Below are 18,249 nucleotides of genomic sequence, written 5' to 3'. Positions count from 1 at the left end.
TCGAGGCCGACCGGGTCACGATCCGGCATGCGGACCTCGACGAACGGCAGGCCCTTACCGAACTGCTCACCAAGGAACAGACCGGCACCTGGGTGCTCCGGGTATGAGCCAGGTGCCACGGCAAGTGAAAAGGACCGGGTTCCACAGCAAGTGAAAAGCGCACACACCAGGCTGCGCCTGTGGTGGACGGAGTCGTTCCTCGGACGGCTCCGGGTACTGCGGTGCATCCCCTACGCCGGCGCCCGCATCGTGACGGCCCTGCTGGTGATCAATCTGTCACTCAGTCTGACCCCCATCGCCTTCATGCTCACCATGAGCGCGGTGGTCGGCCGGCTACCGGTCGCGGTACACGACGGCCTCGGCTCGCCCGCGTGGTCCGGGGTGCTGACCATGATGTCGGTGGCGGTCTTCGTCTACGTCGTCCAGGGCGTCCTCAGCGAACTGCAGACGGCCGTCGGCGATCAGATGACCCGCCGCGTCGACGGCCGGCTCCAACAGGACCTCATCGCGTCGTCGCTCTCCGGAACCGGCATCGCACCCCTTGAGGACGCCAAGGCCCTGGACGCACTCGAGGAGTTGAACCGGTGGTACGAAGGGCGCCTGTACACCCCGGGCAGCGGCTCCGCCGGCATGCTGGCGCTGCTGGCTCGCTATCCGAGACTGCTGTTCTTCGTGGGCGCGGTGGGCATGGCCGTCGGATGGTTGCCTGCGGTGGTGCTGCTGGTCGCGGTCATGGCCTTCCGCACCGGCCAGCGCGGCGGGCTGCGGCTGTTCGCACGCGCCTTCGACGGCTGGGTGAGCGGGCAGCTCCGCCGCCGCGACCACCTGCGTGATGTCGTCATCGGCGCCACCCACGCCAAGGAACTGCGCATCTTCGGCCTCACCGGATGGTTCACCGACCGCTACGCCGCGGCGCACCTGGCCGCCACCGAGGTGATCAACCAGGCCAGACGGCGGGCACTGTTCCGGCCCTACCTCGGCTACTGCGCCCTCGGTCTGGTGGCCGTCGGATTCGTCTTCGTGACGATCGGGCGGGGCCTTGCCGGCGGCCAGGTCACGCTGACCTCGGGCGTACTGGCCACCCAGGCCACGCTCGCGGCGGTGCTCCTGGGCGGCCAGTACCCGGAAGCCGACATGCCGACCTCCATGGGCATGCGTGCGCTGGAGGTCACCGAGGCGTTCCACGACAGGGTCGCCGAGGTGGAGCGTGCGAACCCGCCTGCGGCGTCCCCCGAGCCGGCGGTGAGCGCGGCCGGCAGGCCCCTGGAGTCGATCCGGCTGGAGTCCGTCGGCTTCGGCTACCCGGGCTCGGCCCGCCCGCAGCTCGACGGCCTCGACCTGGAACTGCCCGCCGGTTCCTGCACCGCGATCGTCGGTGTGAACGGCGCCGGCAAGTCCACCCTGGTGAAGTTGCTGACGCGGCTGTACGAACCGGACAGCGGCCGGATCACCCTCGACGGGACCGACCTGCGCGCCGTTCCGCTCGCCGACTGGCGCAGGCAGGTCAGCGTGGTGTTCCAGGACTTCGTGCGGTACGAGTTCTCCGCGGCGGACAACATCGCCTTCGGCGCCCCGCACATCGCCCCCGATCCGGCCGCGATCCGCAGCGCGGCAGAGCGGGCCGGCATCCTCCCGGCGCTCGAACGCCTGCCCAAGGGCCTCGACACGATCCTCTCCCGTGCCTACGCGGGCGGCGCCGACCTGTCCGGCGGTCAGTGGCAGCGCATCGCGATCGCCCGGGCCCTCTACGCCATCGACGCCGGGGCCCGGCTGCTCATCCTCGACGAACCCACGTCCGCGCTGGACGCACGGGCCGAGGGCCGGTTCTTCGACTCGTTCGTCTCGCTCACCCAGGGGGTCACCTCGGTGCTCATCAGCCACCGGCTGTCCAGCGTCAGGCGCGCCGACCAGATCGTGGTGCTCGACGGCGGCCGGGTCGCCGAACGCGGTACCCACGAGGCGCTGATGGCCGCGGACGGCACGTACGCCGCGCTGTACCGGTTGCAGGCCGAGCGGTTCGACACGGGTCCCGACGCCGTGCGCTTCCCGGTGGGAGGTGCGTCGTGAAGGCAGCCCTGCTCGCCGTCCTGGACCTGGCCCGCGTCTCGTGGGCGGTCGACCGGCGCCGGCTCGTCACGGCCGTCGTGCTGATGATGGCCGAGGCGTGCGCGCTCCCCCTCGCAGCCGCGGCGCTCGGTGTGCTGACCGACCGGGCGGTGTCCGGCGACGTGGAGGGCGCCGCCCTGGCCGGCGGCGTGGCGGCGGTGGCAGCCATCGTCGGCCTCACCGGCGGCCACTTCGCGCACATCTTCTACCTGGAGCTGGGCGAGCTGAACCTGCTCCGGCTCGATCGCGATCTGATCGACGTGACGAACGGCTCCGCGACCCTCGGCCATCACGAGAGGCCGGAGGTCGCGGACCGGCTCGCCGTCCTCAAGGAGGAGTTCACCCGGATCCCGAGCGTAGGCATGAGCTCCCTGCTGACCGGGACGAGCCTCGTCGTCGCCATGGTGATCAACGGTGTCCTGCTCGGCCGTGTCAACCCGTGGCTCCTGCTGCTGCCGCTGGCGGCCCTGCCGTCGGTGCACGCGGGCCGGCACGCCGAGTCGCTGATGCAGACGCGCAGGCACAGTGCGGCGTCCCCGACCCGTACCGCACAGCACGTGCTCAGGCTGGCCCGCACCGCCGCCTTCGCCAAGGAGCTCCGCGTCCTCGGCCTGCGGGAGGAGCTCACGGCACGCCACGGGCGCCACTGGCAGGAAGCGACCCGGATCCTGCGCGGCGGACAGGTCCGCGCCTCGGCCTGGCGCACGGGAGGCCATCTGTGCTTCGCGCTCGCCTATGCCGGTGCGATGCTGCTCGTGACCAGGGCCGCCGTCGCCGGGGAGCAGCCGGTCGGTTCGATCGTGCTGGTGGTGGTGCTGGCCATGCAGATCAATGCGCAGGTCGGCTCGGCCATCACGCTGCTCCAGGAGTGGCAGCGCATGTCGGGCACCCTCGCCAGTTTCCGGCAGGTCAAGAAGCTGGTGCTGGGCGCGGACCGGCCGCCCGCCACGGCACGGCTGCCCGAGCGCATGACGCACGGCATCCGGGTCAGGCTGCCGCACTTCGCCTACCCCGGCACCGACCGGCCGGCGCTGACGGACGTCGACCTGCTGCTTCCGGCCGGTTCGACGGTGGCCGTCGTCGGGGAGAACGGCGCCGGGAAGACGACGCTCGTCAAGTTGCTGTGCAGGTTCTACGACACGACGTCGGGCACCATCGAGGTCGACGGCGTCGACCTCGCGGACGTCGACCCGCTGCACTGGCGCTCCCGCATCTCCGCAGGCTTCCAGGACTTCTCGCGGTTCGAGCTGGTGGCCCGTCAGACGGTCGGGGTCGGCGACCTGCCGCGGGTCGACGACGACGGCGCCGTGTCAAAGGCCCTCGACCTGGCCAGGGCGAGCGATGTGTTCGCACGTCTCGACGACGGTCCCGACACCCCGCTCGGCCACAGCCTGCCGGGCGGCCGGGAGCTGTCGGGAGGGCAGTGGCAGAAGCTGGCGATCGGCCGGTCCATGATGCGGCAGGATCCGCTGCTGCTGGTGCTGGACGAGCCCACCGCCGCGCTCGACGCCCGGGCCGAGCACCAGGTCTTCGAACGCTACGCCGAGAACGCGCGCCGCATCGGCCGCCGGACCGGAGCGGTCACCGTGCTCGTCAGCCACCGGTTCTCCACCGTGCGCGACGCCGACCTGATCCTGGTCGTCGCCGGGTCCCGGATCGCCGAATCCGGGACCCACTCCGAGCTGATGAAGGAGAACGGGCTCTACGCCGAGCTGTACACCCTTCAGGCGCGCCAGTACTCCTGAGGCCCGCTCAGTAGGTGACGTGGATACGGCGGGCAGGTCCGTCCACCCGGATCAGCCCGCCGTACGGTATGACGAGGTGCGGGTCGGTGTGCCCGAGGTCGACGTTCTGCACGACCGTCGCCTCCGGGGCGTACTCCTGCAACGCCCGGAGTACCGCCTCGTGCTGGTCGGCCGAGAACGCCACGCGCTCCTTCGGCGTGGTGCGCCGCTCGAACGACCAGGCCTTCGGCCGGCCGACCAGGACCGCGGCGAAGCGGCCGAGCAGCCCCCGCTCCCCCATCGAGCGCAGCGACCGGTAGACGGTGCGGGCGGAGGGCAGTTCCTCGGAGGTCTCTATGAAGAGCACACCGTCCGCGTAGGCGTCGGCCGGGGACACCGCCTGGTCTGCCATGAGGAGCCAGGAGAGCACGTCGAGCGTGCCTCCCCAACTGACACCCGTCACCTCGCGATGGGCGTTGTGCCAGATCCAGTCGTCGGCGGGGCGCAGCTCGGGCTCCGCCTCGAAGGTGGCCTCTTCCGACCACGGGCGGTCGACATCGGTGAACGCCTTGGCCGGCTGCAGTTCGTACTCACCGCCGCCGAATAACGCGGCTTGGAGCGATTCGGCCGTCAGGGGGTGCATCGCCCCAGGTCGACCAAAATGGGACATGACTGATCCCCCATAATACCCAACTATCCCCCGCTGCCACAAGTACGCCAGCAGAACGGTGTTGTCGCTGTACCCGAAGAAGGGCTTGGGGTTGGCCCCGATGAGGTTCGCGTCCAGATACGGCAGGAGGGTGATCTGGTCGTCGCCGCCTATGCTGGCGATCACCGCGCTGATCGTGGGATCGGCGAACGCCTTGTGCAGGTCCGCGGCTCTGTCCTGTGGCGACGCGCCCATCAGCCGTGTCGTGGCGTACTCCACCGGTTCGAGGCCGAATTCCCGGAGTCTGCGCAGACCCAGCTCGAACGGCAGGGGGAGGGCTCCGGGCAGACCGGACGAGGGGGACAGTACGGCCACCCGCTCGCCTGGACGCGGCTTACGGGGATAGCGGGGCGCATTCATGATCGAACTATAGGATCGCGGTCGACCGAGTCAAAGTGTGCACGGGACGCCCGGCGGAACGCGATGGCCGGATCTCGTCTGCAGGTTCCGCGGTGGCCGAACAACGCGCCCCTCGCACCCCACCGCGCAGGCACGTCACGGGATATCTCCTCGGGCTAGTCCATTCCGGTCTGCCGGCGGCTCGGGACACCCTCACGAAAGGCCATACTTGACCACTACGCCCGGTTCACACCCCAGTGCCTGAATAAGGTGGACACGAGGCTTACACACAATCAGCTCCCGTACAGGTTGCGGGAGTTGGGCCTATCGACGAAACTTCCCCCGGAGAAGCGCAACGCAGCAGGTTGGCACGGGACGGACAGGTTCGGAGGCGGCCGCGCAACGATGGTCAAGAAGGAGTCGGCGTATTACTCTCGATCAAGAACGGCCCCTTGGGTGCCGGGCAGTGAGTACGTAGGGTCGTCGAGTAATCTGCGCACGAGGGACGGGGGAAGCGGCAGCAGACCGGTCGGCACATGACGGGGTAATCGGCAGATCTCCTGTTTCTCGGCATCTCCATCCACGGCATGGTGGATTTAACCGACTGCACAAGCTCTTTTCTCCTCGAACTCGCACCGTGAGGTGCCTCGGCTGCCACCTGATCTGGGAGTGATGCGATGGGCAAGTCCGCCCCTGCCTCGATACCGCCGACCGACCCCGACACGGGAGGCGGACCCGCCGGCAGCACAGAGGAAGGGACCGCTCCGGATCCGGACGCCGACCCGCGTACCGAGTCGGCGGACGCCGGCTCACCACGGGCGGCCCTGGAGCTGAGCGGAGTCACCAAGCACTTTCCGCTGCGGCGCCGCAACACCGTGGCGCTCGACGGTGTCGACCTCACCGTCGAGCAGGGCGAGTTCGTGAGCCTGCTCGGGCCGTCCGGCTGCGGGAAGTCCACCGTGCTGCGGTTGCTCGCCGGGCTGGAGGAGCCCACCACGGGTCGCGTCCGCGTCCATGACCGCCCGCCGGCCGCGTTGGTCAACGACCACCGGCTCGGCATCGCCTTCCAGCAGCACGCGCTGCTCCCGTGGGCGAGCATAGCCGACAACGTCGCCCTGCCCTTCAGGGTCGCCGGCCGGCCGGTGGACCGCGCAAGGGTCACCGAACTCCTGCGGCTGACCGGACTCGAGGAGTTCGCCGAGGCACGACCCCGCCAACTGTCGGGCGGCATGCGCCAGCGGGCCGCCATCGCCCGGGCGCTCGCCCTCAACCCCGAAGTCCTGCTGCTGGACGAGCCGTTCGGCTCGCTGGACGCGGTGACGCGGCGCCGCCTCAACTTCGAGCTCGCCCGCATCTGGTCGGAGCAGCGGATCACCACCTTATTGGTCACCCATGACGTGGAAGAGGCCGTCCTGCTCGCCAACCGCGTGGTGGTGCTGACCGGACGGCCGGGCAGGGTACGGCACGTCGAGCACATCGACCTGCCTCGGCCCCGCGGCGGCCGGCTCACCCGCGAACCCCGGTTCCACGAGGTCGTCGACAGACTCACCGCCCTGCTCGACGGCGACCTCGCGAGCCGTGCGGGAGCCGACGAGGGTGCCACCGCGCAGACGGGCCGCCGCTGGCTGCGAAGGCGCGGCCGATGAGAACGGTGCGAGACAGCCGGGTCCAGACGGCCCTGCTGGTGGCGGTCGGCGCCGTGCTGGCGCTGGCCGCGATGGAGGCCATCGGACGGTTCCAGCTCCTCGGCCGCGGCTGGCCACCGCTCAGCCAGGTGCTGGACATCCTGCACACCCCGGCCACGCGCACCCTGCTCGGCAGGTCGCTGCGCACCACCGCCGACGAAGCCGGGCTCGGCCTCCTGATCGGGGCACTGGTCTCGGTCGTCGTCGCGGTGCTCGGCACAGTGCTGCCCGTGCTGCAGGCCGGACTCGACCGGCTGGCCGCCGTGCTCAACGCCGTACCACTGATCGCGTTGGGCCCCCTGCTGATCGCCACCGTGGGCCGGGAGGGCAGCCCCGCGGTGATCGCGGCGCTGGCGGTCGGATTCGTCATGTTCGTTTCCACGACCTCGGGCCTGGAGGCGGCGAGCACCGCGCACCGGGACGTGCTCGCGGCCCTCGGCGCGTCCCGGACCACCACACTGCTGCGGCTGCGGCTGCCCGCCGCGGTGCCGATGGTGCTCGACGGCCTCACCCAGGCGGCCCCCGCTGCCGTGCTCGGCGCCATCGTCGGCGAGTGGTTCGGCGCGCCGAGCGGACTGGGGCTGCTGCTGGTCAGCGCCATGCAGAACTACCAGACGGAGCTGTTGTGGGCGGCGGGCCTGGCCGCCGCGCTGCTGGCCATCGTGTCCTACGCGGTGCTGGGCACCGTGCGCTCCCTGATGGCCTGGAGGTTTCGATGAGCGGGTCCGGCGCGGTGCTGCGGCGCTTCCTGGGAGCGCTGGGCACGGTCTTCAGCCGGTACTGGACGGTCCTCGCGCTGCTGCTCGCCTGGGAGCTGTGGGTCAGGGCCCGGCACCTCAACGCGATCGTGGTGCCCGCCCCGTACTCCGTGGTGTCCGACGTCTTCGACAACCCGTCCGCCTACGCCGGCCCGCTCGGGCACACGCTGCTGAACTCGGTGGTCGGCCTGGCACTCGGCATGGTCCTCGGCCTGTGGTGTGCGATGGCCGTGTGGTTCTCGCGGATGCTGTCGGGGCTGCTCACGCCCCTGCTGCTCGTGATGCGGTCGGTGCCCGTCGTGGTGATGATCCCCGTGGTCGCGCGCGTGGTGGGGTTCGGAACCCCTGCCGTGACGACGATCACCACGTTGGTCTCCTTCTTCCCGACCTTCGTGATGGTCCTGTCGGGGCTGCGTGCGGCGCCGACCGCGATGACCGACGTGTTCGCCGTCCTCGGCGCCTCCCGTCCGATGGTGCTGCGCAGACTGCTGCTGCCGCACGCGGTCCCCGAACTCCTCGTCGCGCTGCGGCTGACGGCCCCCTCTGCGGTGCTCGCCGCGATGTTGGCGGAGTACCTGCTGGGCCGCAGCGGCCTCGGCACCCTCTTCGCCGACGCGGTCGTCTTCGTGGCGCCCCAGCGCGCATGGGGCGCCGCCCTGATCGCCACGGTGGTCTCCGTCGCGTGCTTCGTGGCCGCCCGCGGTGTCGAGCGCCGCTATGCCGGCCGGTTCCGCTGACCGGCTCCTGCCCCCTGTCCCGCCTTCCCCCTACTTCCGCCACACACGAAAAGGCCGTTTCATCATGCCCATGCCCATAGACCGCAGTGTCCGGCAGGACGAGTCCGCGCCCGCATGGTCCCGCAGACACCTGCTGCGGACGGCCGGCGCCATGGGGGCCGCCGCACTCGGCGGTCCCCTGCTCGCCGCGTGCAGCGACAACTCCGGTGACTCGAAGGGCTCTTCGTCGACGGACCACGTGCGGGTGGCGCTCGGTTGGCTCAAGGACGTGGAGTTCGCGGGCTTCTTCGTCGCGGACTCGGCCGGCTACTACGCGGACGAGAAACTCAGCATCCAGTTCCAGGCAGGTGGCCCGAACACCCCGGACACCACGGCGGTGCTCGCCACCGGCCAGGCCGACATCGGTGTACACGCCAACATGCAGGTGCTGCTCCAGGCCACCGCCAAGGGCAACGACTTCGTGATGGTCGGGTCCGGGTACCAGACGAACCCGGGCGGGCTGATCTCGCTGGCCTCGAACCCGGTGCGCAGCGCGAAGGACCTCGTCGGCGCGAAGGTCCTGGGCCAGCAGGGCGCCAAGCCGCAGCTCAATGCGGTTTTCGAACTTGCCGGATTGAAGCCTGACTACGAGTTCATTCCGGTCGGATTCGATATCGATCCGCTTGTGGAGAAACAGGGCAAGGTCTTCACCGGCTATATGACGACCCAGCCCATCACTCTGGAGTCCAAGTACAAGATGAAACAGGGAAAGGACTTCCTGACGCTCACCTACGAGTCGTTCGGAATGCCCGCCTACGCGACCCTCGTCTACTGCAAGCGGTCGTTCCTGCAGCAGCGCAAGGACGTGATGGAGCGCTTCATGCGCGCCACCATCCGCGGCTGGCAGGACAACGCGAAGGATCCCGAGCGTGCGGCCCGCCTGGTGGTCGAGAAGTACGGCGCCGACCTCGGCCTCGACCTCAAGCAGCAGATACGCTCGAACGAGATCGGGATTCCCTTCATGGAGAGCGCGCTGACACGCAAGAAGGGCCTCTTCCGCATGGACGTCGAGCGACTCGCCGGGCCGATGTACAAGGGCCTGCGCGCGGCGGGCGTCAAGGACCTGCCCGACGCGCACAAGGTGGTCGACACCAGCGTGCTGGATGCGGTCTACCGCGGCAGCAACCGGGTGTGACCCACTGCTCCGCCCGGGAAGGTGCACATCGATGCCTGTGACGTGCACCCGCGCGGGCGGGGCTGTCCCCCTCTCCTCCGGGGTGCGGCCCTGACCTGCCCGTCATGCGCCGGGCGCCAATCTGGACGGCCGTGCGTACACCTGGCGGCGGACACCGCGACGGGGACGTTGAACATGACAGCGAGGTCACTCTCCGTGACCTCGCTGCTCTCTTTTCGAGGGCCGGCGCCCTCCCCTGGGGGGTCGGCGCACCCTTTCCATGTCCGTCGCGATCCGGCCGGACCGGCAGGGCCGGCACTCGCCGACACCGTGTTCCGGCCAGGCTTCCGCTCGGGGTACGGACGGGCGTCCATGCGTTTCGCCGGGGCATTCGGCGGTGGAGCCCGACGTCCGGGCGGCCCCGCGACCCGTGCGAACCCGCTCGTGTGTCCGCCGACGGTCCGGGCCCGGCCGGACGGCTCGCGCGAGGTGGCGCGCCTGCCCGCCCCGGCCGGCGCCGAAGACCGCAGGAGGACCCGCTCCCTGGTGCCGTTCGGCTACGGCGAAGGCGCCGGGCCCACCCGCCCGCTCCGGTGCGCGGCGCCGGCCTGCGCGGTAACCGCGACTCCCCGTACGGCGGCTCAGTCGAACATCGCCCTGATGACCGCAACGGCACGACTGAGGTGTGGCTCGGCGCGCCCGGCCCGGTGTGCGGCGGCCAGTTCGACGTGGGCATCGGCTTCTGTCAGCGGAACGTAGACGAGGCCGTCGAGCGCGAGGGCGGTCACCGGCTCGGGCACGATCGCGACACCGAGGCCGCCGGCAACCAGGGTGACCAGCGTGGAGGTCTCCCCGACCTCGTGACGGACATGGGGCTCGACGCCGGCGCCGCGGAGCACCCGCAGGACGACGTCGTACATCACCGACCGGCGGTCGGCCGAGTGGACGATGAGGTCGCTCTGCGCGAGGTCGGCGGCCTGGAGCCGCGGCCGCCCGGCCAGTGGGTGGTCCGCCGGCACGGCGACCACGAGCCGATCGCGGCGCAGTGTGTGGACCACCAGGGAGTGGTCGGCGACGGGTGGTCTGAGCAGGGCGATGTCGATCGTGCCGGCGTGCAGGGCCTCGACCTGGTCGGGCACGAGCATCTCACCGCGGAAGAAGAAGTCGACTCCTGGCAGTTCGTCCGACAGCCGGCGGGACAGCGTCGACAGCAGGCTGTAGGTCGCTGAGCCGACACAGCCGATCGTCAGACGTCCGACCGACCCCGTCGCGACCCTCCGGGCCAGATGGGCGGCTTCGTCGACATCCGTCAGGATCGACCGCGCGCGGTCGAGGTAGGCGCGGCCCGCTTCGGTGAGCTCGACGCGCCGGGTCGTGCGGCGGAGGAGTTCGACACCGAGTTCGCCCTCAAGCTGGCGGATCTGCTGCGAGAGCGGCGGTTGGGCCATGTTCAGCCGCTCCGCGGCCCGGCCGAAGTGGAGCTCCTCGGCAACGGCGACGAAGTACCGCAGGTGTCGCAGATCCATATGCGTGCCGATCCATATCCGTACCGTCTCAATGACAGGCAATATACATACTTCAAAATATCAGCGGACATCGTTAGCTTCGACGTCATGAGCGCATTCGTATACGCATCCGCGCGGTCGCCGTTCGGCAGGTTCAACGGCGCACTGAGCGGCGTTCGCCCGGACGACCTCGCAGCGGGCGCCATCAAGGCCGTGCTGGCGAAGGCCCCCGCACTTGACCCTGCCGGGATCGACGACGTCGTCTGGGGCAACGCCAACGGTGCGGGTGAGGAGAACCGCAACGTCGGCCGCATGGCCTCGCTCCTCGCGGGGGTGCCGGAGAGCGTGCCCGGGACGACGGTCAACCGCCTGTGCGGCTCCAGCCTCGACGCCGCGATGATCGCCAGCCGGCAGATCGAGGTGGGCGACGCCGAAGTGATCCTGACCGGCGGCGTCGAGTCGATGACCCGTGCGCCGTGGGTGCTGCCCAAGCCCGGCCGCGCCTTCCCGGCCGCCGATGTCACCGCCGTCTCCACGTCCCTCGGCTGGCGTCTGGTCAATCCGGACATGCCGAAGCAGTGGACCGTCAGCCTCGGCGAGGCCAACGAGCAGCTCCAGGAGAAGTACGGGGTGTCCCGCGAACGCCAGGACACGTTCGCGGTCCGCTCGCACCACCGTGCCGAAGCGGCCTGGAGGGACGGCTTCTACGACGACCTCGTGGTGCCCGTGCCGGGTACCGAGTCGGCCCGGGACGAGGGCGTGCGCCCCGCCACGAGCGTCGAGGTACTGGCCTCGCTCAAGCCCGTCTTCCGGCCGCACGGCACCATCACCGCGGGCAACGCCAGCCCGCTGAGCGACGGTTCCTCCGCCGTGCTGCTGGGCAGCGCGAAGGCCGCCGAGGCGATCGGGCTCGACCCGATCGCCAGGATCGTCGGCCGTGGGGCGATGGCCCTGGAGCCGCAGTACTTCGGATACGCCCCTGTCGAGGCGGCCAATCGCGCACTCGCGCGCGCCGGCGTGAGGTGGAGCCAGGTCGGTGCCGTCGAGCTGAACGAGGCCTTCGCGGTGCAGTCGCTGGTCTGCATTGACGCGTGGCTCGCGCTCGGCCTGCGCGATCCCGAGATCGTCAACCAGAAGGGCGGCGCGATCGCGATCGGTCACCCGTTGGGAGCCTCGGGCGGTCGGGTCCTCGGCACGCTCGCCAAGGTGCTCGTGCAGAACAAGGAGCGGTACGGCGTCGCAGCCATCTGCATCGGCGTGGGCCAGGGGCTGGCGGTCGTCATCGAGAACACGGCGGCAGCCTGATGGCGAGGGCAACTGTGCTCGGCACCACCGACGAGGCCGTCGCAGGCATCGAGGACGGCTCGACGGTGCTCGTCGGAGGGTTCGGCCTCGCGGGCATGCCGTTCGACCTGATCGACGCACTGATCCGGCAAGGCGCCGGGGACCTGACCGTGGTCGCCAACAACGCGGGCAACGGCGAGGTCGGCCTGGCCGCACTGCTGAAGGCCGGCCGGGTGCGCAAGATGATCTGCTCCTTCCCGCGCCAGGCCGACTCCTACGTCTTCGACGGCCTCTACCGCGCCGGCAAGGTCGAGCTGGAGGTGGTTCCGCAGGGCAACCTCGCGGAGCGGATGCGCGCTGCCGGCGCCGGCATCGGTGGCTTCTACTGCCCGACCGCGGTCGGCACCCCGCTGGCCGAGAACAAGGAGGTGCGCAGGATCGACGGGCGCGACTACCTCCTCGAATACCCGATCAGGGGCGACTACGCGCTCATCTCGGCGGACAAGGCCGACCCGGTCGGCAACCTCGTCTACCGGAAAACCGCACGCAACTTCGGGCCGGTCATGGCGACCGCTGCAACCACAACGATCGTGCAGGTCAACGAGGTCGTCGAGCTCGGCGATCTGGACCCGGACTCCGTGATCACCCCCGGCATCCACGTCGACCGGATCGTTCAGGCCGAGACCCGGCACTACACCGTCCAGGGGACACGATGACCACCCAGCACCTCGACCGCGAGCCGCTGACCATGGACGAGCTGGCCGCGGTGATCGCCCGCGACATCCCGGCCGGGTCGTTCGTCAACCTCGGCATCGGCCACCCCACCAAGATCGCCGACCATCTGCCCGAGGATCTCGGCGTGGTCCTGCACACCGAGAACGGCATGCTCGGCATGGGGCCCAGGGCGGAGGACGACGCCATGGACGCCGACCTGACCAATGCCGGCAAGGTCCCGGTCACCGAACTCCCGGGAGCCTCGTACTTCCACCACGCGGACTCCTTCGCCATGATGCGCGGCGGCCACCTCGACGTGTGCGTGCTCGGCGCCTACCAGGTCGCCGTCACCGGTGACATCGCCAACTGGCACACCGGCAGGCCCGGGGACATCCCGGCCGTCGGCGGTGCGATGGACCTCGCCATCGGCGCGAGGAACGTCTACGCGATGATGACGCTCTTCACCAAGTCGGGTGCGCCCAAACTGGTACCGGCATGCACATACCCGCTCACCGGGGTCGGCTGCGTCAGCCGCGTCTACACCGACTTCGGCGTCTTCGACGTCGGACCGTCCGGGATGGGGCTCCGCGAGACATACGGTGTCACGGAGGCAGATCTGCGGGCGCGGCTTGGCCTGTGGACGTGACAGGCGGTGGACGGCGGGTCCGCCGGAACCGACCCGCGCGCTCTGACGGCCGGCCCCGCGGACCTCAGCCGATGCGGAGGGTTCCACCGGACAGCGAGGCTCGCAGGTGGAACGAACCCTCGTTGATCTGCCACGGCCAGAGTCGGTAGGTACGCAAGCCCCTCGCGTGGTAGGGCTCGGAATCGAAGATGTCCCGGGCCTCTGCCAGCGAACGTGCGCGGATCACCAGGACTCCCGTGCCGAACGCTCGGTAGTCCTCGTCGAGCAGCGGGCCGGCGACGAAGATCCGGCCCTGGTCCTCCTGTTCCGCCACCCACTTCTTGTGTTCGGGCAGGTGGGGGTACAACTGCTCCTGCGTCACCCCACGGGCCGGCTGGGTCCGGCACAGGAAGAACACCTTCTGCGCTCCGGCGTGCCGCTCGTCCGGCCGGGTTTCGTCTGTTGCAGCCATCAGCTTCTCCTTACGACGTCGTCTCTGCCGGCGTTGTGGCGTCATCGCCCTTTCACACGGCCGCGCCGCTCCTGGCCCCAATCTCCCGGCTCGGCGGTTCGCCGGTCCACGCCGCCATGAGCCAGGGGCGGAGTTCACGGACCGTGACGTGCCGGGGGCTCGGCAGTTGCCTGCTCACCGCGGCCAGCGCGGCCTGCTCGATCTGCTGCTCGTTCAAGCCGATCTCGCGCAGCCCCCGCGGGGTCCCCGCCGACCGGGCCAGCCTCCAGATCGCCGGCTCCAACTGGTCGGCCGGCACCCCGAAGCACGATGCGAGGCGTTTGACCGGTTCGTCGATGGAGGGCCGGAGGAAGCCGATCGCATAGGGCAGGAGAATGGCGTGGGTCTGTGCGTGCTGCGCGTCGAACATGCCGCCCAGCAGGTGGCACAGGGAGTGGTGCAGGCTGGTGCCGGCGCTCGCCAGCGCCGTTCCCGCCATCGACGCGGCGAGCAGCACCTGCCCCCTGGCGCCCAGGTCCTCGCCCGCACAGGCGGCCGGCAGGTACTCGTGGATGCGCCGCGCCCCGTCCAGGGCGATCGCGTCGTTGACCGGATCCCTGCCCGCCGCCCACAGCGCCTCCGCGCAGTGGGCGAGGGCATTGAGCGCGCTGGGCCCGGCCACGGCCGGTGGCAGAGTGGCCAGCAGTTGGGGGTCGTAGATCACCAGTTGCGGCAGGGCGTTGGCGTCGCGCGCCGTCTTCTTCTCGTTGTCGCTGGTCAGCCCGTAGATCGGTGTCATCTCGCTGCCTGCGTAGGTGGTGGGGACCACGACCAGGGGGAGCTTGGATTGCACCGCGACCGCCTTGCCGAGACCGGTGGTGCTGCCCCCGCCGATGGTGACGAGGACGTCCACGCCGGCGTCCAGCGCGGCTGTGGTCGCGCGGAGGGCGAGTTCTGCGGGTACGTGCTGCGTGACCTCTGTCCAGGTCAGCACGGCACGGTCGCCAAGGCTCGACCGGGCCTTCTCCGCCAGGTCGGCGTCCCTGGCCGCCACGACGAGCATGGCCCTCCTCGTGGCGGCCACGTCCAGTTCCGCACCGAGTCTCGCCAGGGCGCCGCTTGCGAACACGACTCGCCCGGGCAGCGCGGTGCGGGTGAATTCCTCCGGCATCGTGGTCACCGTGCAAGCTCCTCGCGGCCCGCCGTGAACCGGACGGCGGTGCGGGTGCCCGGGGTCAGCACGAGATCCCTGCGCAGTTCCCAGTAGGGCCGCTTGCGAGGTGACGCGGCTACCTTGTGCTCGTCATCGATCCAGTCGTAGTGGACCACGAGCGAGCCTTTCACCCCGAACACCGCGTCGCTCTCGATGTACTGGTCGTCGTCGGTGTAGAGCTCGGTGATTATCGTCTGGTAGCCCGGTGCGGACGCGATCACGTGCAGGTGTCCCGGACGCATGTTGCTCCGGTTCGTGGCTGCGAGCAGATCACCCACGGGGCCGTCGACGGGGATGGGGTAACTCACCGGCTTCACCGTCCAGAACTCGAATCGGCCCCGGGCGTCGGTGTGGAAGCGCCCGCGCAGGTTGTAGTCGGGCTGGCTCGGGTCGACGTTCTCGTACAGGCCGTCGGCGTTGGTCCCCCACACGTCCAGTTCGGCGCCCTCGATGGGGCTGCCGTCCGCCGCGAGGACCAGGCCGGTCACATGCGCGGGCTCCCCGTCGGCGGCCCCGCCGCGGGAGAGATCGGCGCCGTTGGGCAGAAGCGGGGCTCCACTCCGGTAGAAGGGGCCGAGCACGCTCGGTTCCAGCGCGCCGTCGGGGGCGTCGGCAGCGAGCGTGTTCACCACCATCGTGACCCCGAGGACGTCGCTGAGCAGGATGAACTCGTGCCGCGACGCATCGCTGACATCTCCGCAGCGTTTGAGGAACTCGGCTGCGTACAGCAGTTCCTCCGGCTGCAGCCCCACCTCTCGCGCGAAGTCATGGGCGTGCCGGATCAGCGCCTCGACGATCTGACGCGTCCGCGGATCCGGCGTTCCGCTGACCGCGCCGAGCACCGCCCTGCTGATCTGTTCGCTCGTGGTCGCCGAAACAGAGGCTTCCTGGCTTGGCATGGTGAGGTCCTGTCTCAAAAGGGGCGCCCGACCACCCGGGTGGGCTCGTGCTGACGTGTGAAGCGTGACTCGTTCTTCGTTGCGGAGGCTTGTCGCCCGTCGGCGAGGACGGTTCCGCCGACGGAGGCTTCACTCGACCGACTTCGACGGTCGAGCCCCGGAATGCCTCCTCCGGGGTTCCGCTCCCGCCGGTCCGGCCGCCGTTCCGTCCCACTCCGGTCGCGCCGGCCGTTGCGCGCCACTCCGGTTCTTCGGACTGTCCGTGTCGGGGCTGGGGTCCTTCGTTCGGATCAGCCTGGATCAGGGAGCGGGGTCTGGTGCGTGCGGCCGCAAGGCACAGGAGGGAGTCGGCGCGGAGCGTCGGGGACCGACGGCAACGCCGCAGACCAGCGTGCCGGACCCCGCGAGCCCAGCATGATCCGAACGAAGGACCCTAGTGGTCGTGGGCGCAGTCGTCGCTGGAGTCGGTCGGCGGGAAGAAGACCACGTTGGGTCGGGCGTTGTCGTCCAGGCGCAGGCTTTGGTACATGATGAAGGTGTGGTTCACCGCGAAGTTCTCCACGCCGCCGAGCCGGCCGGCCCACTTCTCGATCACGGGCCGGGCCGCCTCCGCGGCCGCCGCGTCGTACATCGTTGAGAAGTACGTGTAGACGTGGTCGAGACCGACGCTGTCGCGTGCGAGGTCCCGCTTGGCCGGGGTGAGTTCGAGCGCGTGCTGGGCGGCGTCGCGGATGTCGTGCATGTACTCCCGCTGGGTTTCCACGTCCCGGCGGGTGCCCAGCCGCGTGAGGTGCCCGGTGATCATCGTGTCGAACTCGAAGGCGAGCGCGTGGTCGTGGTGCGCCATGAAGCCCGGAATGTGCTTGGACATGGCGATGTTCGCGAAGGGCACCCATCCCGGGTAGATCACGTCGACCAGCATGAGGACCCTGTGCTGCGGCATGTGGATGAAGATGTTGCCCGGGGCGTGGTTGTTGCCCTTGTAGTGCAACTCCAGCACCTGCCCACCGACATCGAGACGGTAGGAGTCCCTGAACGTGACGGTCGGCGGGCGACGCATCGGGTCGTCCAGCTCCTTGAGGAGGCCGTACGTCTCCTCCTGCCCGATCCGGACGGCGTCGGCGGAGAACTGGTCCGTCGCTCCGATGTGGTCACCGTGGTAATGGGAGTAGACGACGTGTGTGATGGGCTTGCTGGTCACATCACGGATCGCACGAGTGACGAAACCGCCGAACGACGGCGGCGCGTCGATGGCGATGACCTCGTCCTCCCCCACCACGAACGCACACTGGTAGCCGCCGTCGGTGACCCAGTGGACGCCCCCGGCGATCTCCTCCACCAGGTAGCCGCGCGGCGGCACCTTCGGACCACGGGCACCGTCGGGCACCGGCGGGATGTCGATCCCACTCACGGTCCGGGTCATCGTCGACTCCTCAGCGGCCGGGGATTGGAGCGTCACAGGCGAACTCGCCGCGGCGTGAGAGGACGCTAACAGTAGTTGCTTGCGCAATCAAGTTCTTGGGGAGACGTCTCGGGCAGGGGGCGCCACCCCGTCGACCGATGCCGCCACGGGTACGATCACCGGGAGTGGACCTCCGGGCCCGGGGCCAGCTTCGCCAGGATGTGCTCCAGGGCGACGCGGTCGGTCACCGTGAGCCTGCCGGTGAACAACGTCCCCACGAGCGCGAGGTGCGACTCCACGGCCGAGGCCAGAGCCCCTTCCCCCGCCTCGGTGAGCGCGACCTCGACCCCGCGCCGGTCGCCTCCCGCGGTCCGGCGCTCCACCAGGCCGGCATCCGCCATGCGCGCGAGCATCCTGCTCACTCCGCTCTCGCTGAGCAGCAACCGGTCGCGCAGCTCGCGCTGCCGCAGACTCCTGTCCGGCACATCGGCGAGATGGACGAGAACATCGAACCACTCCAGCGGGAGCCGGTGGTCCGCGAGCATCTGCCCGGCGAGACGTTCGACGATCTGCCGGTGCGTCCCGAGAAACGTCCGCCACAGTGTGGTCTCGTGCCGCAAGCGAGCGACCGCCCCTTCGAGATCGACCGCGCATTCCCGCGCCCGGCCGCCGGGGGCACACGCCGCTCGCGGCCGTTCACTGCCACCCGCCATCACACCCGGCTCCTATGCTGTTCAGCCTAATCTGCTTGCGCACGCAAGCTTTGGCTTGTGCGCAAGGGAACCAGGCCACCCTAGATCAGCATGACGGGCCCGAGCATCCCCCCGCGGGGCGGGACGCCTGCACGGTCGCCACAGTGTGCCTCGCTCTGGTTCTGTGCATGCTGCCGCGCACCCGCGCCGGTCTCCGTCCATGGGGACCGGCAGGTGCCTGCGGCAGTTCTCT

General features: G+C 70.0%; 16 protein-coding genes. 9 read left to right on the top strand and 7 right to left on the bottom strand.

From position 1 onward, the window contains the following. The first annotated feature begins 150 nt into the window (after positions 1-150). Both IE313_RS22975 and IE313_RS22970 read left to right on the top strand, forming a co-directional pair. Positions 151-2,067, top strand: coding sequence for an ABC transporter ATP-binding protein (locus IE313_RS22975; RefSeq protein ID WP_189935239.1), 1,917 nt, complete (start codon positions 151-153; stop codon positions 2,065-2,067). Next, a complete protein-coding gene (locus tag IE313_RS22970; RefSeq protein WP_229924863.1) occupies positions 2,064-3,851 on the top strand; it encodes an ABC transporter ATP-binding protein in 1,788 nt (595 codons plus the stop codon). Before IE313_RS22975 ends, IE313_RS22970 begins: the two co-directional genes overlap by 4 nt. A gap of 7 nt (positions 3,852-3,858) precedes the next feature. Here the strand turns inward: IE313_RS22970 and IE313_RS22965 are convergent, their stop codons facing one another. Beyond that, the gene (locus IE313_RS22965; protein ID WP_189935237.1) at positions 3,859-4,899 is read right to left on the bottom strand and encodes a S66 family peptidase; all 1,041 of its coding nucleotides are present in this window, start codon (positions 4,897-4,899) and stop codon (positions 3,859-3,861) included. Between the two features lie 656 nt (positions 4,900-5,555). On the opposite strand from IE313_RS22965, the gene IE313_RS22960 reads away from it, so the two are divergent. The 4 genes from IE313_RS22960 to IE313_RS22945 all read left to right on the top strand — a co-directional run bounded on the left by IE313_RS22960 (position 5,556) and on the right by IE313_RS22945 (position 9,232). Next, positions 5,556-6,524, top strand: coding sequence for an ABC transporter ATP-binding protein (locus IE313_RS22960; RefSeq protein WP_189935235.1), 969 nt, complete (start codon positions 5,556-5,558; stop codon positions 6,522-6,524). After that, positions 6,521-7,282, top strand: coding sequence for an ABC transporter permease (locus tag IE313_RS22955; protein ID WP_189935233.1), 762 nt, complete (start codon positions 6,521-6,523; stop codon positions 7,280-7,282). The genes IE313_RS22960 and IE313_RS22955 overlap by 4 nt, the downstream gene beginning before the upstream one ends. Continuing rightward, entirely contained in the window at positions 7,279-8,058 is a 780-nt protein-coding gene (locus IE313_RS22950) for an ABC transporter permease (RefSeq protein WP_189935231.1), read from the top strand. The genes IE313_RS22955 and IE313_RS22950 overlap by 4 nt, the downstream gene beginning before the upstream one ends. Positions 8,059-8,128: 70 nt before the next feature. After that, complete coding sequence (locus IE313_RS22945; protein ID WP_189935230.1) at positions 8,129-9,232, top strand: ABC transporter substrate-binding protein; 1,104 nt, start codon at positions 8,129-8,131, stop codon at positions 9,230-9,232. A 620-nt stretch (positions 9,233-9,852) separates the two neighbouring features. Here IE313_RS22945 and IE313_RS22940 read toward each other — a convergent pair. Beyond that, positions 9,853-10,737, bottom strand: a complete 885-nt coding sequence (locus IE313_RS22940) for a LysR family transcriptional regulator (protein WP_189935227.1) — start codon at positions 10,735-10,737, stop codon at positions 9,853-9,855. 87 nt (positions 10,738-10,824) lie between these two features. Between IE313_RS22940 and IE313_RS22935 the strand changes: the two genes are divergently transcribed. Genes IE313_RS22935 through IE313_RS22925 form a run of 3 tightly spaced genes read left to right on the top strand, consistent with a single transcriptional unit; the run spans position 10,825 to position 13,360 of the window. After that, positions 10,825-12,021, top strand: a complete 1,197-nt coding sequence (locus IE313_RS22935; RefSeq protein ID WP_189935225.1) for a thiolase family protein — start codon at positions 10,825-10,827, stop codon at positions 12,019-12,021. Further along, complete coding sequence (locus tag IE313_RS22930; protein WP_189935223.1) at positions 12,021-12,716, top strand: 3-oxoacid CoA-transferase subunit A; 696 nt, start codon at positions 12,021-12,023, stop codon at positions 12,714-12,716. The genes IE313_RS22935 and IE313_RS22930 overlap by 1 nt, the downstream gene beginning before the upstream one ends. After that, the gene (locus IE313_RS22925; protein WP_189935221.1) at positions 12,713-13,360 is read left to right on the top strand and encodes a 3-oxoacid CoA-transferase subunit B; all 648 of its coding nucleotides are present in this window, start codon (positions 12,713-12,715) and stop codon (positions 13,358-13,360) included. The genes IE313_RS22930 and IE313_RS22925 overlap by 4 nt, the downstream gene beginning before the upstream one ends. A gap of 64 nt (positions 13,361-13,424) precedes the next feature. On the opposite strand, the gene IE313_RS22920 is transcribed toward IE313_RS22925, so the two are convergent. The 5 genes from IE313_RS22920 to IE313_RS22900 all read right to left on the bottom strand — a co-directional run bounded on the left by IE313_RS22920 (position 13,425) and on the right by IE313_RS22900 (position 17,924). Continuing rightward, complete coding sequence (locus IE313_RS22920; RefSeq protein ID WP_189935219.1) at positions 13,425-13,811, bottom strand: YciI family protein; 387 nt, start codon at positions 13,809-13,811, stop codon at positions 13,425-13,427. A gap of 52 nt (positions 13,812-13,863) precedes the next feature. Next, on the bottom strand, positions 13,864-14,961 hold the full coding sequence (locus IE313_RS22915; protein WP_229924869.1) for a maleylacetate reductase: 1,098 nt from the start codon (positions 14,959-14,961) through the stop codon (positions 13,864-13,866). Between the two features lie 5 nt (positions 14,962-14,966). Next, positions 14,967-15,902, bottom strand: a complete 936-nt coding sequence (locus IE313_RS22910; RefSeq protein ID WP_189935217.1) for a dioxygenase family protein — start codon at positions 15,900-15,902, stop codon at positions 14,967-14,969. Positions 15,903-16,335: 433 nt separating this feature from the next. Continuing rightward, positions 16,336-17,325 (bottom strand): MBL fold metallo-hydrolase, encoded by a 990-nt coding sequence (locus IE313_RS22905; RefSeq protein ID WP_189935215.1) that lies wholly within the window; start codon positions 17,323-17,325, stop codon positions 16,336-16,338. A 155-nt stretch (positions 17,326-17,480) separates the two neighbouring features. Then, a complete protein-coding gene (locus IE313_RS22900) occupies positions 17,481-17,924 on the bottom strand; it encodes a MarR family winged helix-turn-helix transcriptional regulator (RefSeq protein ID WP_189935213.1) in 444 nt (147 codons plus the stop codon). Positions 17,925-18,249 lie beyond the last annotated feature (325 nt).

Origin of the sequence: Streptomyces sulfonofaciens (genome assembly GCF_014656295.1) — a bacterium.
GTDB lineage: Bacteria > Actinomycetota > Actinomycetes > Streptomycetales > Streptomycetaceae > Streptomyces > Streptomyces sulfonofaciens.
Note: the sequence above shows the minus strand (reverse complement) of the source record. Positions and strands in the feature narration are given on the sequence as shown.

Coding starts and splice junctions, on each gene's coding strand:
- IE313_RS22910 (WP_189935217.1), bottom strand. CDS start 15,902: ATGCCAAGCCAGGAAGCCTCTGTTTCGGCGACCACGAGCGAACAGATC.
- IE313_RS22930 (WP_189935223.1), top strand. CDS start 12,021: ATGGCGAGGGCAACTGTGCTCGGCACCACCGACGAGGCCGTCGCAGGC.
- IE313_RS22940 (WP_189935227.1), bottom strand. CDS start 10,737: ATGGATCTGCGACACCTGCGGTACTTCGTCGCCGTTGCCGAGGAGCTC.
- IE313_RS22915 (WP_229924869.1), bottom strand. CDS start 14,961: ATGCCGGAGGAATTCACCCGCACCGCGCTGCCCGGGCGAGTCGTGTTC.
- IE313_RS22960 (WP_189935235.1), top strand. CDS start 5,556: ATGGGCAAGTCCGCCCCTGCCTCGATACCGCCGACCGACCCCGACACG.
- IE313_RS22955 (WP_189935233.1), top strand. CDS start 6,521: ATGAGAACGGTGCGAGACAGCCGGGTCCAGACGGCCCTGCTGGTGGCG.
- IE313_RS22935 (WP_189935225.1), top strand. CDS start 10,825: ATGAGCGCATTCGTATACGCATCCGCGCGGTCGCCGTTCGGCAGGTTC.
- IE313_RS22950 (WP_189935231.1), top strand. CDS start 7,279: ATGAGCGGGTCCGGCGCGGTGCTGCGGCGCTTCCTGGGAGCGCTGGGC.
- IE313_RS22905 (WP_189935215.1), bottom strand. CDS start 17,325: ATGACCCGGACCGTGAGTGGGATCGACATCCCGCCGGTGCCCGACGGT.
- IE313_RS22965 (WP_189935237.1), bottom strand. CDS start 4,899: ATGAATGCGCCCCGCTATCCCCGTAAGCCGCGTCCAGGCGAGCGGGTG.
- IE313_RS22945 (WP_189935230.1), top strand. CDS start 8,129: ATGCCCATAGACCGCAGTGTCCGGCAGGACGAGTCCGCGCCCGCATGG.
- IE313_RS22925 (WP_189935221.1), top strand. CDS start 12,713: ATGACCACCCAGCACCTCGACCGCGAGCCGCTGACCATGGACGAGCTG.
- IE313_RS22920 (WP_189935219.1), bottom strand. CDS start 13,811: ATGGCTGCAACAGACGAAACCCGGCCGGACGAGCGGCACGCCGGAGCG.